The sequence below is a fragment of the Pontibacillus yanchengensis Y32 genome (assembly GCF_000770635.1).
Taxonomy (GTDB): Bacteria; Bacillota; Bacilli; order Bacillales; family BH030062; genus Pontibacillus; species Pontibacillus yanchengensis.
Map to the genome: position 1 here is coordinate 1 of NZ_AVBF01000013.1, position 14,598 is coordinate 14,598.

Below are 14,598 nucleotides of genomic sequence, written 5' to 3' on the forward strand. Positions count from 1 at the left end.
TTTTTAGACCAGTTAGTAATGGTAATTATATAAATTATCTCGAATCCAAGCCTTCCAGATTATGCTTCTTATCTTATATAAGGCTATTTTGATTAGTTGTTCAACAACAAACTTAAGCAGAGTCAACTATAAAATAATAACCTATTCCTTGAGCACTTCACTTCATCTATTCAAAAATAAAGAGTTATAATTTTTAGTACTTTGATTAAACCATCAAAGTAACTTCATTATCTTATTTAAGGAGGATCTATTGTATGTCAACAAAACGCGTATTAATGGTTGTTACAAATCACACAAGTATTACAGAAGACCATAAGACAGGACTTTGGCTTGAAGAGTTTGCTGCCCCTTATAACACATTCAAAGAACAAGGGTATGAGGTTCGTACTACTAGCATTTCAGGTGGCAAAGTAGAATTAGATCCTAATAGTATTCCTGAAGAGGAAACGCCAAATTGGAAAGAAGCTCGTAATGAGTTAGAAAACACAGAAGCTCTGACGAAAGATATTGTAGATGAAGATTATGATGCCATCTTTCTACCAGGGGGACATGGTACCATGTTCGATTTCCCTGATAGCGATGCTCTCCAATATGCATTACAGAAATACGCAGATCAAGATAAAGTAATCGGTTCCGTTTGTCACGGTCCAGCAGGTCTTGTGAATGCTACTTATTCTGATGGAACCCCAATTGTGAAAGGCAAAAAAGTAAATGCCTTCACAGATGAAGAAGAACGTGGAATGGGCTTAGATGCTTATATGCCATTCCTACTTGAAAGTAAACTACGCGAAAAAGGTGCAGAATTTGTTAAAGCCGACAGCTGGAGTGATTTCTCTGTTCGTGATGGCAACCTCGTAACTGGTCAAAATCCTATGTCTAGTGAAAGTACTGCAGAGAAAGTAGTACAAGCATTAAATGAATAAGTGACAAACACCCTCAGGTTATTCCTCTATACCTGGGGGTTTTATTAATATTTTTTATTCTTCAACCTTCCATAATTTCCTTTTTATATCCAACACCTACCTTGTAAAATTTTATTAAATTTATGTCGTTTTTATATAAAAACGCTTTCTTAAGCCCTTACATTATGTTATAATATTTTTCTTTTGCATATTTCATCTTTCAGTCATACAATAGTTAACTAAGATCGGTACACATACTAATCGTATTAAAAATTATTACTATATGATGGAACATTTAATATGAAAAGGAGTTTTATACATGACAATACCAACAGATCAAACTGTAAAAACCTTAATTCATGGAGAATGGAACGTAAGTAGTTCTCATAAAACCGTAGATATTTATTCCCCTCATAAAAATGAACTAATAGGGCAGGTTCCCTCTCTATCACAGGAAGAGCTTGATGCATCTATAAAATCTACAGTGGAAGCACAAGTGGCATGGGAATCTAAATCTATCCAAGACCGAGGAGATATTCTCAAGAAATGGGCAGATATTCTTGAGGAGCGTAAAGAAGATATTGGACATGCGATTATGAATGAAGTAGCGAAGAAAAAAGGTTCAGCAGTTTCCGAAGTAACTCGTACTGCAGACTACATCCGGTACACGGTAGAAGAAGCATTTCGTTTAGATGGAGATGTCAAACGTGGTGACGGCTTTAAAGGTGGTTCTCCGCAAAAAATTGGTATGGTAGAAAAAGCTCCATTAGGAACGATTTTAGCTATTGGACCATTCAATTACCCAGTAAACCTTTCTGCATCAAAAATTGCCCCTGCATTAATGCAAGGAAACAGCGTCATCTTCAAGCCTGCAACACAAGGTGCGATTAGTGGTATTAAAATGGTTGAGGCATTAATCGATGCAGGACTTCCTAAAGAACTCATTACGATTGCTACAGGACGTGGATCTGTTATTGGAGATTTCCTTGTTCAGCATCCAAGTGTTGATATGATTACATTCACTGGTGGAACAGGTACAGGCCGTCATATTTCAGAATTATCGTCCATGATTCCAGTAGTTCTAGAGCTTGGTGGTAAAGACCCAGCCATCGTATTAGAAGATGCTGACCTTGATAAAACAGCAAAAGAGATTGTACAAGGTGCGTACAGTTACTCTGGACAACGTTGTACTGCAATTAAACGTGTCCTTGTTAAAGATGAAATCGCAGATGAACTTGCTGGCAAAATTCAAGCTCAAGTAGACGATTTATCTGTAGGTATGCCAGAAGATAACGCAACCATTACTCCGCTAATCAATCAGAAGAGTGCTGATGATGTACAAAATCTTATTGATGATGCAAAAGAAAAAGGCGCAACGGTAGTAACAGGTGACAAGCGTGAAGACAACTTGTTATATCCAACTCTTCTAGATCATGTAACAGCTGATATGAACGTTGCTTGGGAAGAGCCTTTTGGTCCAGTTCTTCCTATCATTCGAGTATCTGACCAAGAAGAGGCTATTCGTCTTGCCAACGAATCTGAATATGGTTTACAGGCCAGTGTCTTCTCTAAAGATACAGAGAGAGCTATCTCTATCGCTAATAGACTTGAAGTAGGTTCTGTCCAATTAAATGCGAAAACCGAGCGTGGTCCAGACCACTTCCCATTCTTAGGTGTAAAAGCATCTGGCCTTGGTGTTCAAGGAATACAAGAAAGCCTTCTTTCTGTTGTTCGTGACAAAGTAACCATCATTAACATGTAAATATAATGAGATCCTATTCTTAAAAAAGCAAAGCACCATCATAAAAGTAGTTCCGTTTCTGAGTACAACCCTTCCTTTGTACCTTTAACTGGACTACTTTTTTTTTATGTATTTCGCCCATATTCTAGTCATTTACAATGATTTAATAGGAAGTTAATAAAAGAATTCTACCAAGCTCATAACTAATCGTGATACAATGATTGGTAATATATTCCTTGAAAAGGATGATATACATGCCCCAGTGGTTCAATCTAGAAATACAGAACAAATTTGAAGTGTTATCTACTAGCCATCTTATTATGTTAGGAACATTATTTGCTGTACTAGTTTTATTGCTTATTAATCATAAAAATCTTACTATGAATACACGCCTTCAGCAGATTACAAGATGGAGTTTATTTAGCTTGCTTTTAATTGCTGAAGTAGGCCATACGATTTGGGGGTTAGCGAATCAAAATTGGAACATGGAGGATCATGCTCCCCTTCACTTATGTGGAGTTGCTTCTTTACTAGCTATGGTTGCGCTTCTTACATATAATAAAAAGATAATTCAAATCATTTACTTTATTGGAATTATTCCAGCCATCATCACCTTGCTTACGCCTGAAGTGTTTTATTCATTTCCACATTTTCGATTTATGAAATTTTTCTTACATCACATGGCACTTGCATGGGCTGGGGTGTTTTTAATTCTAGTCACCTCTACTACGATAACATTCCGATCATTATTGGAAATGTTCGCGTATTTAAATGTGTACGCCGCATTTATTTTTATACTTAATCGACTAATTGGAACGAACTATTTATTCTTAGCAAGCACACCTGACGTGAGTACTCCATTAGATATCCTTGGTAGTGGCGTATGGTATTACATTAATCTAGAATTATTCTGTTTTGCCCTATTTTTGGGAATGTATGGGATTTACAGACTTTTTGCACGTAATAGTTTTACGAGGTATTCAAGCTTACGTAAAAATAAACCAATCAACTCTTGAATCGAGCCGATTGGTTTATTATCACTACTTATTCTCCACGTAGGAATTCCTGAATTTTATTTCTTGTTTCTTCCTCATTATGCGAAATAACCGCTCCAATTCCATTGACATACTGATCTGTATGATAGACGTCTGTAGGAATCGAGAGGGTTTCGATTTGCTCCGGGGGATTAATGATGAGATTTTTACTATATCCTAAAATGGCTGGAGCTCCCATATTTGTTTCGAGATATGGTTGAATGGTTCCGATTACTCTAGGTAGTTTTGTGATACCAGTAAAGGAAAGTGTTTGATCTTTCAAAGCTTTTATAACCTTCTGCTGCCTTTCCACTCGTGCATAATCTCCTCTAGCATCATTCCGGAAACGAGCATACCCAAGAAGCTCTTTCCCCGTTAGTTTTTGCTTGCCTTGTTTCAAATCAATTGTACCCGCGCCATCTTTATAATACATATCCTTTTCAACTTCAATTTCAACCCCATTTGGAGCCAGTGTATCAACTATATTTACAAATCCATTAAAGTCCACAACCGCGTAATACTTTAAATGAATACCAAAATTCTCTTGTATTGTTTTTCTCATTAATTCTGGTCCACCCAAAGCAAATGCTGCATTTAACTTTTGATAACCTGAACCTGGGATATTCACGTATGTATCTCTTAATAAGGATACAAGTTTCACTTTGTTCGTTTCAGCATCATATTGACCAATCATAATTGTATCTGATCTTGTCACTTCATCTCCACGTTGGTCAATACCTAATAATAAGACATTGGTTTTTCCTTTAGGAGATTCTTCACCGTTAAAATCGGTCGAATCCGCTTGGGTTTCTATCGTCATTTCAGAATTAGCACTACGTTTGCCAGCCCAATATTCATACACCACATAAGCACTCAGTGCCAAAAAAAGAGCAAATAACCCCATAAGAATTTTCGTTCGTTTCCGTTTCTTTTTGCGTTTATCCATTCGATTTGTTTCCAACCCACATCCCCCTTCCACTACTTCCATTGTTACGTCAAGGTAATCAAGTTTAAGATATATTTCATTATTAAGGAATAATCCGTTTACCTTCTACCTACTAGCTTGTTCACTTCATTATATGCAGGTTTATTGCTTCGTACTTATTCTGTATATTACTATTTTACCATTGGATTATCTACCATTCTTGATATCTTTTATTCCTACTCATCAAAAAAACGCCCAACAATAGGCGTTTTAATAAGATTACTTAATTATTAATCCATTGTAACAGAAGATTGAATCGTAACAGGCATACCATTAGGCGCAGTTAAGGAATACATTTTCTCACCATGCTCTTTCATCGGACCTTGCACTTCTACACCATTCGATTTAACATATTCAGCATATTCATCAGCATCATCAACAATAACCTGCAACATTGTCATTTCAGGCATCCCTTCACTGGTTTTCCAGAACTCGAGCCAACTATCTCCAGCTTTAAACACCCCACCTTGATAGTCTTCTGACTGTTCCCAACTGTTCGGAATACCTAATGTATTCTCAAAAAAGTTAACCATATCCATATTATCCTTAGACACTGTAACATAACGGTATCCTAGTACTTTCATATGAAAGACCTCCTATTTTAATTACTATTCTTTATCATATCACCTTGATTAACCAATGCTAGTTTCTACAAATTCAATGACTTCATCAAGACTCTTTTCTTCTTTTGAAGTAAGTTGAAGTGAAATTCGATCGTCAAATTGTAGTTGTTGCGTAACACTATTTGGTACGATTACACAAGGAATAGAAGCACGAATTGCTGCGAGTGACCCATTAGGAGAGTCTTCAAATACAATCGCTTCGCTTGGTTGCAAGTCGAAATGGTCTAGTACTCTGTTATAAAGCTCAGGATCTGGCTTGACTTGCGTTACATCATCAGAAGTGCTTATAAAATCAAATTGATTTATATCAATCCCAATCATTTGTAGATGCGAAGTAATCCACTTTCTTGATGAACTTGAAGCAAGACATAAATGTAGTTGTAACTGTTTGGCCCTTTTTATGTATTCGAGAACACCAGCTCGTGGTCCTTTATTTTGAATGATTCGCTGGTAATGATCTTCTCGTTGCTTTTCTACCTCTTCTTCAGATAAATGGGTATTACGTTTCAAAAGCTCCTCATAAGGGTTAAAATCTCCGGAGCTGCCAATGCTTTTAAGCCACTCTTCCTTAGGAAAGGTTTCTTGATAATAGTTAAATACTTCTTCAAATGATTGTTGCTCAAAGGTTTCTGTATCAAAGATTAAGCCATCAAAATCGAAAATAATTGCTTTTATCATGTTATCTTCCTTTCCCTATGTATCATTTAAGGATTACATAAAATAACTTCTACTTTATCTAGGGATAAATATTACTCACAGTCATAAACCATCCTAACAAATTCAAAATTGCTTCCATTGGTAGGCTGCATAAAGGTGTCCTCTTTTTGAAAACCAATGTTCTCGTAAACTTTTATAGCTCTCTTATTAAACGTTGCTACGGAAAGAGTAATGTGAGGTGGGTGATACGTTCTTTTGGCAAATTCTATTCCAGCATGTACAAAGATTTCCCCATTTCCCTCCCCCGTGTTTTCTGGTCGCATACCTAATCCAATATCTATGGTATGGTCATCTTTTTGTGTGAAGCTGAAAAAGCCTATCATTTGATCATCATCAAAAACAGCATAATAAGAGTCTCCACGTTGTGCTGGATCTAAAAATTCCAACAAGTCTTCCTGATCCGCTTCCATATCATAAAACGAATAGTCACCATCGTAATGCCACTTATATGCTATTTCTTCAGCTTGTGCTTGTGTTAATGGTTTCAAAATATACATGATATAAACCTACCTTTACCAAATCACTTTAATAGATTAACAATGAAAGAGAAGTGTTTCCCGCTCCTCCATTAGTAGAAAGCACCATCCATTTTTCATGAACATTACAAAGATTCTAATAGAGAAGGTAACTCTCTTAAATCACCCACAACTCCATCGGCCTCTGGCTGACTCCACTGTTGATCCTGCTTCCAAATCGTTTTCATACCTACCCTATTAGCTGCTAGAATGTCTTTCTCCGGATGGTCCCCTACAAATACACTATCTTCAGCGTTGATATTTAATTCCTGTAATGCTTTTGTGAAAATGGAAGGGTTAGGCTTTTTAACCCCTTCCCATTCAGATATCAACACGAGGTCAAACAAATCTTCAATACCTAATGCTTTTACATTATTGTATTGAAACGAACCTTTTCCATTCGAAATGATACCTAATCTGTAACCTCTTTCCCTTAATTCTTCTAGCATGGGGACTAGGTTTGGAAAAGCAACACAATCCTCACAAAAATGATGAATATAGTCCGCAAGAAGCGCTTCCCAAGTAATACCAGCTAGTGAGTACTTTTCTATTATTTGTTGATATACTTTATCCTTCCAAACATATCCTCTGTCATCTAAATGAATAAAGAGATTTGCGTACTCTTGCTTTGGAATACTACTCAGATAGGCTTGAAACCGTTCATATTGGTTATGTATAAAGGCTTTTACGGAAGCATCCCGATTTAAAAGTGTGCCGTCTAGATCAAATAATACAGCCTTAACCATGTACTCAACCCTATTCTTGTAATGATTTTATTTAATTCTATATATCTTTCCCATTGCCGAGTACTATATATCCTTGTTTTATACTCGACATCTAAAAAAATAATATAATCTGCAGCTTTAAAACTAGAAGAGACCCATTCATAATGGACCCCTTCTATAACCCGCATGTTCCATATACACTTATCCTCCTCATTTTCTAGAATCCTCTTGTTGTAAAAACTCTATGATGGAAGGATAAAGATTTGTATCTAGCTCAGCTACTTTATATAATAACGTTGTCTGATCGGTTGCAACAGCCAACTCATATGTAGCAAGTGAGCGGCGTCGCTGGAAAAAGCTCTCTCGCCTCATAACAGACTGCAGTCCTGGCCATGGGATAACAACTGTTTCTTTTTGGATGATTCTACTAGACGTAATGACTTTATTCGATACAGTTTGAATACCGTTGTCTCGATAGCGTAACTCCGATAGATAGACTAACAATGGCGCAATGACACCTAACCACCACAACATCGACCAAATAAATCCAGCTCCTACGATAGCGAGTAGCGGTAGTATTGCTCCTCGTAGATAGAAACGAATCCGAGCACGAGCTGGTGAATACGTTAGATTAGGCTCTACATAAAATTCAGGCACTATTTTATTGATAAGAGACCATATTTGATTTCGCTTTACTAAAGGTAGGAGAACCGCTTCCTCTGCTTCCCCTGTAGCATCAAACCCTATACTGTCAAATGCAACGGAACTAAAGCCAATCCATCTACGAACGACTCCCTCTTGCACACGAATAGCCTGAATTCGATCGACTTCCAATGAAATATTCTTCATTGTCCAAAGGCCATAGGAAATATGAATCGTGTTTTTTTCTCTTCGTACTGTAAAATTCGCATAACGAAGACTCAGGATAATGATTCCGATTGCCCAAGAACCAAGTGCTGAAATAAGGATCATCGTAAAAAATAACGCCGGATTACTTAGAAACAGACCTGATAACGAAAACTCCTCAACCTTAGAAAACAGAAAGGAATTCTCGAACATGGAGGATAAGACATCATACACTTGATTGAGAGACGATATTATGATTGCAAAACCGATATAAAAGGAGTTAGAGGTAGCACTCATGATAATAAGATATTTCCAAGGAAGAACGAAATCATTTCTCTTTTTATCGTCCGTACTCTCTTCATCATTGGCTGTCAACTCTTCATTCCCTGACTCTTGAGCATAATAAATGATATTTTGCTCAAGCTTATAGGCTTCTTCTTTTTTTAGAAATAGAGTTGCACTAGCCCCTGTCGCTTTACCAGCCGTTTCGATTGAAATACTAGTCAGTCCAAGGGATTCCAACAAACGGTTGGATTGATAATGAACTCCAGATATTTTTATATGCGGGTACGTTTCATGCGTCTTAGAAATGATCCCTTTTTTCAAATGAAAATGTTCTTCATCTAGATCATAGCGCGTATTAAGCCAGCGTAGTAAACCAATGACAAACCCTACCAACATCATTCCAATTAAGTACAACGAAGGGAAAAGGAATTGGCCATTACGAATCTCTGAAAAGGATATGACAATTAACCAAAATATAAATCCTTTTATGAAGGTAAACATATATTGCACCATTGCGAAGGGGTGTTGACGATTCAATATTCTTCCCTCGCCTTCGCTAAGGAAATGACGACATCCTTCACTTCCTGAGCCTTATCTACCTGCATACCAGATATATCATACGCACTTCCAGCTGTATAAAATGTAACATTAGATAATTTATAATGACGTAGTAAAGGTCCCCTTCTAATAGAAACATGCTGTATGCGGAACATTGGTATCGTAACTAAATTCTTTGACCAGACCCCACTATGAAGGACAATTCGGTCTTCATAAATTTGATACCACACATTCTTTCTTCTCTGTTCTGCATACCAGCCCCATCGATACATAATCCATAGTATCGTAATCACAAACAGCGGAATTGCATACCAAATGGACCAAGCTGAAAAATATAATGCTACAGCTACTCCAGTTGATAGGATAAGGTTAATAAGTAACTCAGATAAATATGTAACACGAAAATATGATGTGGCTTCTTTAGGTAGCGGAATACTCTCTATTTCTTCTTCCAACTGTTTTCTTCCTTTCTTTTGCTTGATAGGTGCTTACATAGTGTATCAACTATTATCATGAATTGGAAACAGTGGCATACTAGGAAGGTGTATTCTTATTCTCCTTCCAATCATGATAAAACTTTTCAATCGTTTGATTCAGGCGATCCAGACTAATTAAAATCAAAAATAACATTATAAATGTAACTAGTTCTCCAGTAAAAGTAGAAAGTACACCAATAAAGAACATACCGATGAAAAACATTTGCTTATTGTGAATCACTAATCTTCCCCCTTATAATGCTCACATAAAATTTCAACACCTTTTCCTACGTATGGAAGATGAATTCGTTTCACTATATAATCTATATTCCATCCAAGATCATATGTAAGCATTTTTATGTATATAGGAATAAGACTTTTACATAGAAGAGAAGCCAATTACTACCTGCACCACCACAAGAATTATGTTCAAACATCCTATGGTACAGCCTGTTGCACCTTCTGATGTCATATCTATTTTGGGCAGGTTATGATTTTGCTAGTAGCACCTCTAATCAAAGTACTAACAAGATTGTTGGCACAGTTAATATAGTCATGATTACTAAAAGAATACTTAAGCAACTAACAACCGTACATCCATCTGCTAGATATCCAAAAAAGGATTCTTTCAAACTCTTCTCATCTTTTTGATCTTTATCAGACATGAAACCTCTCCTTACCATAACAAGTGATAACACCTGAAAATATAACCACAATTTACCATATAGACATCCTGTAGTAAATTGATAGGGTAAGTAACCCTGTAAAAAAGGGCGACCTATTATAGATAATTAATAGGCCACCCTTTTTCATTTAACAAAACTCCATTCAAATCTTGCATCGATTTCCATAAAGGAATCATTCTCTTTATGGAAATCGATTGCTCTCTTAAAATGCGTCCTATGGTACAAGTACAAGCTTGCCTTTCGTCTTTCTCCCTTGCAACAATTCATGCACATTCGCAGCTTCGGAGAGAGGGTAAACGCCTCCAATGGTTAGTTTTAGATCCCCTGATTGTGTTAGCATTAATAATTCTTTCATACTACTCATCAGTAATTCTCTTCGTTTCATAATCTGTGGAAGGAAAAACCCAATCACAGATAAGTTACGGTTCATCAATCCAGAAGGATACATTAATGCTGGCTCACCACTCGCAACCCCGTAAACGACGACACGACCAAAGGATCTCATACATTTTACGGTTTCATGAAACACATCTCCGCCGGCCATTTCTAGAGCTACGTCTACACCTTTGCCACCTGTAGCCTCAAGCACTTGTTCACGCCAATTAGACTCTGTATAATTTACGACGGCATCCGCTCCTAAGTCTTTGGCTAGTTGTAATTTTTCTTCTGTACTCGCTGTAGCAATAACCATTCCTGCTCCAAAATGATTGGCAAGTTGAATAGCGAGGGAACCGACTCCTCCAGCACCGGCATGTACTAGAATAGTCTCTCCTTTTTCCAAATGTCCCATCGTTGTGATGATATGATAAGCAGTAAGCCCTTGTAACGGCAACGCTACCGCTGTCTCAGAAGCTACACCTTCAGGGATGGAAATTAAGGTGTGAGCATTGGCTGTAACGTACTCCGCATATCCGCCCTTTTCGATAAGCGTTACCACACGATCACCTTTGTTCACCGTGGTAACATCTGCACCGACTTCTTCTACCACTCCGGCAACTTCAGCTCCTGGTATAAATGGCAAAGGAGTAGGTACAACGTACGCTCCCTCACGCCTTGCTGTATCCGCATAGTTCACGCCAATGGCTTCTACTTTTAATACCACCTCTCCCTCATCAGGTTGAGGCTTTGTAAACTCCTTCATTTCTAGTACCTCAGGACCGCCATACTCTTCAAATTGAATAGCCTTCATTGTTTTCCTCCTTATTTTCCTGTAAAGGTTGGTTTTCGTTTATTGGTAAAAGCTTGCACACCCTCTTGATGATCTTCGGTACTAATCATAAACGTTTGGGCTATCCGTTCTTGCTCCAAAACACTAGCCAGATCAGATGTCTCTGCCTGATTCACTAATTTCTTCATCATTTCGTACGCTCTTCCTGGTCCCATTGCAAGCTTTTGAACGTAAGCCTTCGCCTGATCCTCTAGTTCACTTCCTGCGTACAAGCGATTCACTAACCCTAGTTCTTTTGCGTACTCAGCCGTAATCGGCTCAGCATTAAATAGAAGCTCTTTTGTTTTATAGGGACCAAGTTTCTTCGTTAGAAAATAGCTCCCGCCACCATCGGCAACCAAACCTACTTGAGCAAAGCTAAGAACAAACTGACTTTCTTCTGCAGCTAGGATTTGATCACATGCCAGGGCAACATTCCAGCCTGCACCAGCCGCAAACCCATGGACTATAGCCACAATAGGTTTAGAGCAATTCCTCATAGCCATGACAAGTTCATTGAGCTCCCCCACATGATCGTAAATATGGTTAGCAGTCGCTTTGCCCATTTCTTTCACATCTCCACCAGCTGAAAAAGAGCGACCGGCACCTGCGATCGTTATAACTTTAATCGCCTCATTATGATCAGCCTCTTCCACTGCCCGCTTCAAGCCTGTAATCATTTCTTCGCTAAATGCATTTAACCGATCTGGTCTGTTAAGCGTACAAGATAAAATAGGACCTTCCACGTTTATGTGTAAATGTTCATTTCCCTCTATCATTTTTATTTCCTCCCTAACGTATAAATTTGGCTGATTCATTCATTTGTTCAGCTATCCAACGATTTCGTTCGATACGATTTTCCGTTATAAATGATGTAAGTTGATTGGATACCATCGTTAAAAATTGCGAACGAATATTTCCTTTTAATAAACTAGAACCAAGCTGCTTGGCACAACGATCGACTGTCCACATGCACTCTTCTACAAAGGTTGTAGCTAAATTTACTTTCAAGTCCACTTTTGAATTACGATTATCCATCGCCTTTTGGGCTCTACCGACAACTGACTCAGCAGCATATAAAGAGATTGCTATATCAGCAAGTTTCATAAGTGTTTCTTGTTCTTCTTTGATATGCTCTCCAAACGTTTCATAGGCCGCTCCTGCACACACTAGGAACATGCGACGAAATGTTTTCACAGCATGATTAAGTTGATCCAACGAGGTTGCACCTTCAAGTGGCTCATCATGTTGTAAGCCATGCTGAGCTTCTTCTATAATCGCCTGTATATCTACGTTCTCTTTGGCTACCTTCTTGAAAAAGGCTCCAGGAATTAATAAGCGATTGATCTCATTGGTCCCCTCAAAAATACGATTGATTCTAGCATCTCGATAAGCTTGCTCGATTGGATATTCCTTTATAAACCCTGCTCCACCATGTAGTTGAACGCCTTCATCAACGAGTTCATCTAACGTCTCGGAACCAATCACTTTACAAATAGCAGATTCGAGTGAGTGTTCATTCATTGCTTTGGCAACTTGTTTGTGATCTTCAGCGTCGTACATATCTTCTAGAGCTGATTCAACCAATCCTGCCGTTCTATACATTACAGATTCAGCAGCAAATAACTTGCTAGCCATGACCGCTACCTTTTCCTTACATGCTGGAAAATCTGCTATACTCCTTCCAAACTGATTACGTTCTGTAATTTGCCTTAAGGTAAGATTCATCACTTCTTTGGCAGCCCCAGTAGTCGCAAATCCTAAGTTAAATCGCCCAAGATTCAACACATTAAGTGCAATAAGATGCCCTTTCCCGACTTCACCTAGAAGATTTTCTCTAGGAACCTTACAATCTTCCATGATGACAGAACAGGTAGATGACCCTTTAATCCCCATCTTTTGTTCCTCTGGTCCGATAGTTAGTCCTGGAAAATCCTTCTCTACTATGAAAGAGGAAAAATGCTCTCCATCAACCTTTGCATAAACAATAAACGTGTCAGCAAAACTAGCATTTGTAATATAAAGCTTCGTGCCGTTTAATAGATAGTGCGTGCCTTCTTCATTTAATACTGCTGTCGTTTTAGCAGATAAAGCATCAGACCCAGCTTCCGGCTCTGTAAGGCAATAAGCTCCGAGATATTCACCAGAGGCAAGCTTAGGAAGATACTTTTCTTTTTGCTCCTTTGTCCCAAAATACGTAATAGGTAGCGTAGCAATACAAGTATGATTACTATGGGCAACAGAATAGCCACTTCCACTACCTAGTGCTTCTCCAACGATCCCTTTACTTACTTTATCTAGTCCTAGACCTCCATAACGTTCTGGAATACTATGACCAAGTAAACCAATACTTCCTGCTTCCCGCATTAAGGAAGCTACTAATTCAAAATCCTGATTTTCAATTTGGTCTCTTTTTGCATGCACTTCTTTTTCGATAAACTGAAGTGCTGTGTTTTGAATCATTCGATGTTCATCGGAAAGATCCTCTGGTGTAAATACATCTTCTATCTCCACACCGGATAATAGAAACTGTGCACCACTAATCTTCCTGTCCACTGGATGCATAGCTGTTAACCTCCTTAATTAGTCCTTCTCTAGAAGAGTAGAGTGGAACGGTCTCATACACATTCTCTCTAGCAACATAATGTAAGTCCTCTTCTAAACCATAGTTCAGCAGCATTTCGCCTACCTTTGATTGTTGAAACAAGGAAAACGGTGAATCTAGGTACTGTTCATAGAATAACCTTGCGGCCTTTGCTGAATCAGACATTTCCCACGTACCTTTACCTACCAATTTACTCACCAGTGCACCAGCACCGTAAAAGTCTTCTAAACAAAAGGAACCTCCAGAGCCTGCACAAACTAACGTAATGGTGTGATGACTGTGATTCTTAGTGAGCCATTCCGCCACTGCTTGAAGATTAAGTAAGGATGCCATATAAATAGAAGAAGCTTGCTCTGATTTTTTAATAGCAACCGTTCCATTCGTGGTGGAGAGAATGAGACGTTGATTGTACACGTGTTTTTGTAGCCATAGAGGATTGGGATGATGAAAGTCTGGAATTGTTACACCATTATACTCACCTGATAGTAGATAGGCAGCGTCAACTTGATCTTCAGCTTTTCTTTTTGCCTCTGCTTCATTCACTACAGGGACAACATCCTTTGCTCCATTTGCTAAAACAGATGTAATCGTAGAAGTGGCTAAAAGCACATCGAAAATGACAGCAACCGAATGATTCGTCCACTTGGTTGGCTCTATATCTTCTTTTTTGAATACAACTTGGATTTTACTCAC

The 14,598-nt window shown here is 38.2% G+C and carries 16 protein-coding genes; 3 read left to right on the top strand and 13 right to left on the bottom strand.

Features of this window, described 5'->3' with window-relative positions; translation table 11 throughout:
- Positions 1-254 precede the first annotated feature (254 nt).
- The 3 genes from N782_RS06390 to N782_RS06400 all read left to right on the top strand — a co-directional run bounded on the left by N782_RS06390 (position 255) and on the right by N782_RS06400 (position 3,659).
- Complete coding sequence (locus N782_RS06390; RefSeq protein WP_036817593.1) at positions 255-923, top strand: type 1 glutamine amidotransferase domain-containing protein; 669 nt, start codon at positions 255-257, stop codon at positions 921-923.
- A 304-nt stretch (positions 924-1,227) separates the two neighbouring features.
- Positions 1,228-2,664: an NADP-dependent glyceraldehyde-3-phosphate dehydrogenase gene (locus N782_RS06395; protein WP_036817759.1), complete on the top strand. Its 1,437-nt coding sequence runs from the start codon at positions 1,228-1,230 to the stop codon at positions 2,662-2,664.
- Positions 2,665-2,897: 233 nt separating this feature from the next.
- Positions 2,898-3,659 (top strand): YwaF family protein, encoded by a 762-nt coding sequence (locus tag N782_RS06400; RefSeq protein WP_052111203.1) that lies wholly within the window; start codon positions 2,898-2,900, stop codon positions 3,657-3,659.
- A gap of 28 nt (positions 3,660-3,687) precedes the next feature.
- On the opposite strand, the gene N782_RS06405 is transcribed toward N782_RS06400, so the two are convergent.
- The 13 genes from N782_RS06405 to N782_RS06460 form a co-directional block, all read right to left on the bottom strand.
- Positions 3,688-4,623 carry an LCP family protein gene (locus tag N782_RS06405; RefSeq protein WP_036817767.1) on the bottom strand — a complete coding sequence of 312 codons (936 nt, stop codon included), beginning with the start codon at positions 4,621-4,623 and terminating at the stop codon, positions 3,688-3,690.
- A 269-nt stretch (positions 4,624-4,892) separates the two neighbouring features.
- A complete protein-coding gene (locus N782_RS06410) occupies positions 4,893-5,246 on the bottom strand; it encodes a VOC family protein (RefSeq protein WP_036817595.1) in 354 nt (117 codons plus the stop codon).
- A gap of 48 nt (positions 5,247-5,294) precedes the next feature.
- The gene (locus tag N782_RS06415) at positions 5,295-5,963 is read right to left on the bottom strand and encodes an HAD family hydrolase (protein WP_036817596.1); all 669 of its coding nucleotides are present in this window, start codon (positions 5,961-5,963) and stop codon (positions 5,295-5,297) included.
- Positions 5,964-6,034: 71 nt separating this feature from the next.
- Positions 6,035-6,502, bottom strand: a complete 468-nt coding sequence (locus N782_RS06420) for a GNAT family N-acetyltransferase (RefSeq protein ID WP_036817598.1) — start codon at positions 6,500-6,502, stop codon at positions 6,035-6,037.
- 101 nt (positions 6,503-6,603) lie between these two features.
- On the bottom strand, positions 6,604-7,263 hold the full coding sequence (locus N782_RS06425) for an HAD family hydrolase (protein WP_036817600.1): 660 nt from the start codon (positions 7,261-7,263) through the stop codon (positions 6,604-6,606).
- A gap of 189 nt (positions 7,264-7,452) precedes the next feature.
- Entirely contained in the window at positions 7,453-8,910 is a 1,458-nt protein-coding gene (locus N782_RS06430; protein ID WP_036817604.1) for a PH domain-containing protein, read from the bottom strand.
- Entirely contained in the window at positions 8,907-9,386 is a 480-nt protein-coding gene (locus tag N782_RS20640) for a PH domain-containing protein (protein WP_052111204.1), read from the bottom strand. Before N782_RS20640 ends, N782_RS06430 begins: the two co-directional genes overlap by 4 nt.
- Positions 9,387-9,465: 79 nt before the next feature.
- Positions 9,466-9,648 carry a hypothetical protein gene (locus N782_RS21770; RefSeq protein WP_036817606.1) on the bottom strand — a complete coding sequence of 61 codons (183 nt, stop codon included), beginning with the start codon at positions 9,646-9,648 and terminating at the stop codon, positions 9,466-9,468.
- A gap of 274 nt (positions 9,649-9,922) precedes the next feature.
- Entirely contained in the window at positions 9,923-10,072 is a 150-nt protein-coding gene (locus N782_RS21470) for a hypothetical protein (protein ID WP_161783077.1), read from the bottom strand.
- A 235-nt stretch (positions 10,073-10,307) separates the two neighbouring features.
- On the bottom strand, positions 10,308-11,282 hold the full coding sequence (locus tag N782_RS06445; RefSeq protein WP_036817610.1) for a quinone oxidoreductase family protein: 975 nt from the start codon (positions 11,280-11,282) through the stop codon (positions 10,308-10,310).
- Between the two features lie 11 nt (positions 11,283-11,293).
- Positions 11,294-12,079, bottom strand: a complete 786-nt coding sequence (locus N782_RS06450) for an enoyl-CoA hydratase/isomerase family protein (RefSeq protein WP_036817612.1) — start codon at positions 12,077-12,079, stop codon at positions 11,294-11,296.
- 13 nt (positions 12,080-12,092) lie between these two features.
- The gene (locus N782_RS06455; protein WP_036817614.1) at positions 12,093-13,865 is read right to left on the bottom strand and encodes an acyl-CoA dehydrogenase family protein; all 1,773 of its coding nucleotides are present in this window, start codon (positions 13,863-13,865) and stop codon (positions 12,093-12,095) included.
- On the bottom strand, positions 13,840-14,598 hold the full coding sequence (locus N782_RS06460; RefSeq protein ID WP_036817616.1) for a 2-phosphosulfolactate phosphatase: 759 nt from the start codon (positions 14,596-14,598) through the stop codon (positions 13,840-13,842). The genes N782_RS06455 and N782_RS06460 overlap by 26 nt, the downstream gene beginning before the upstream one ends.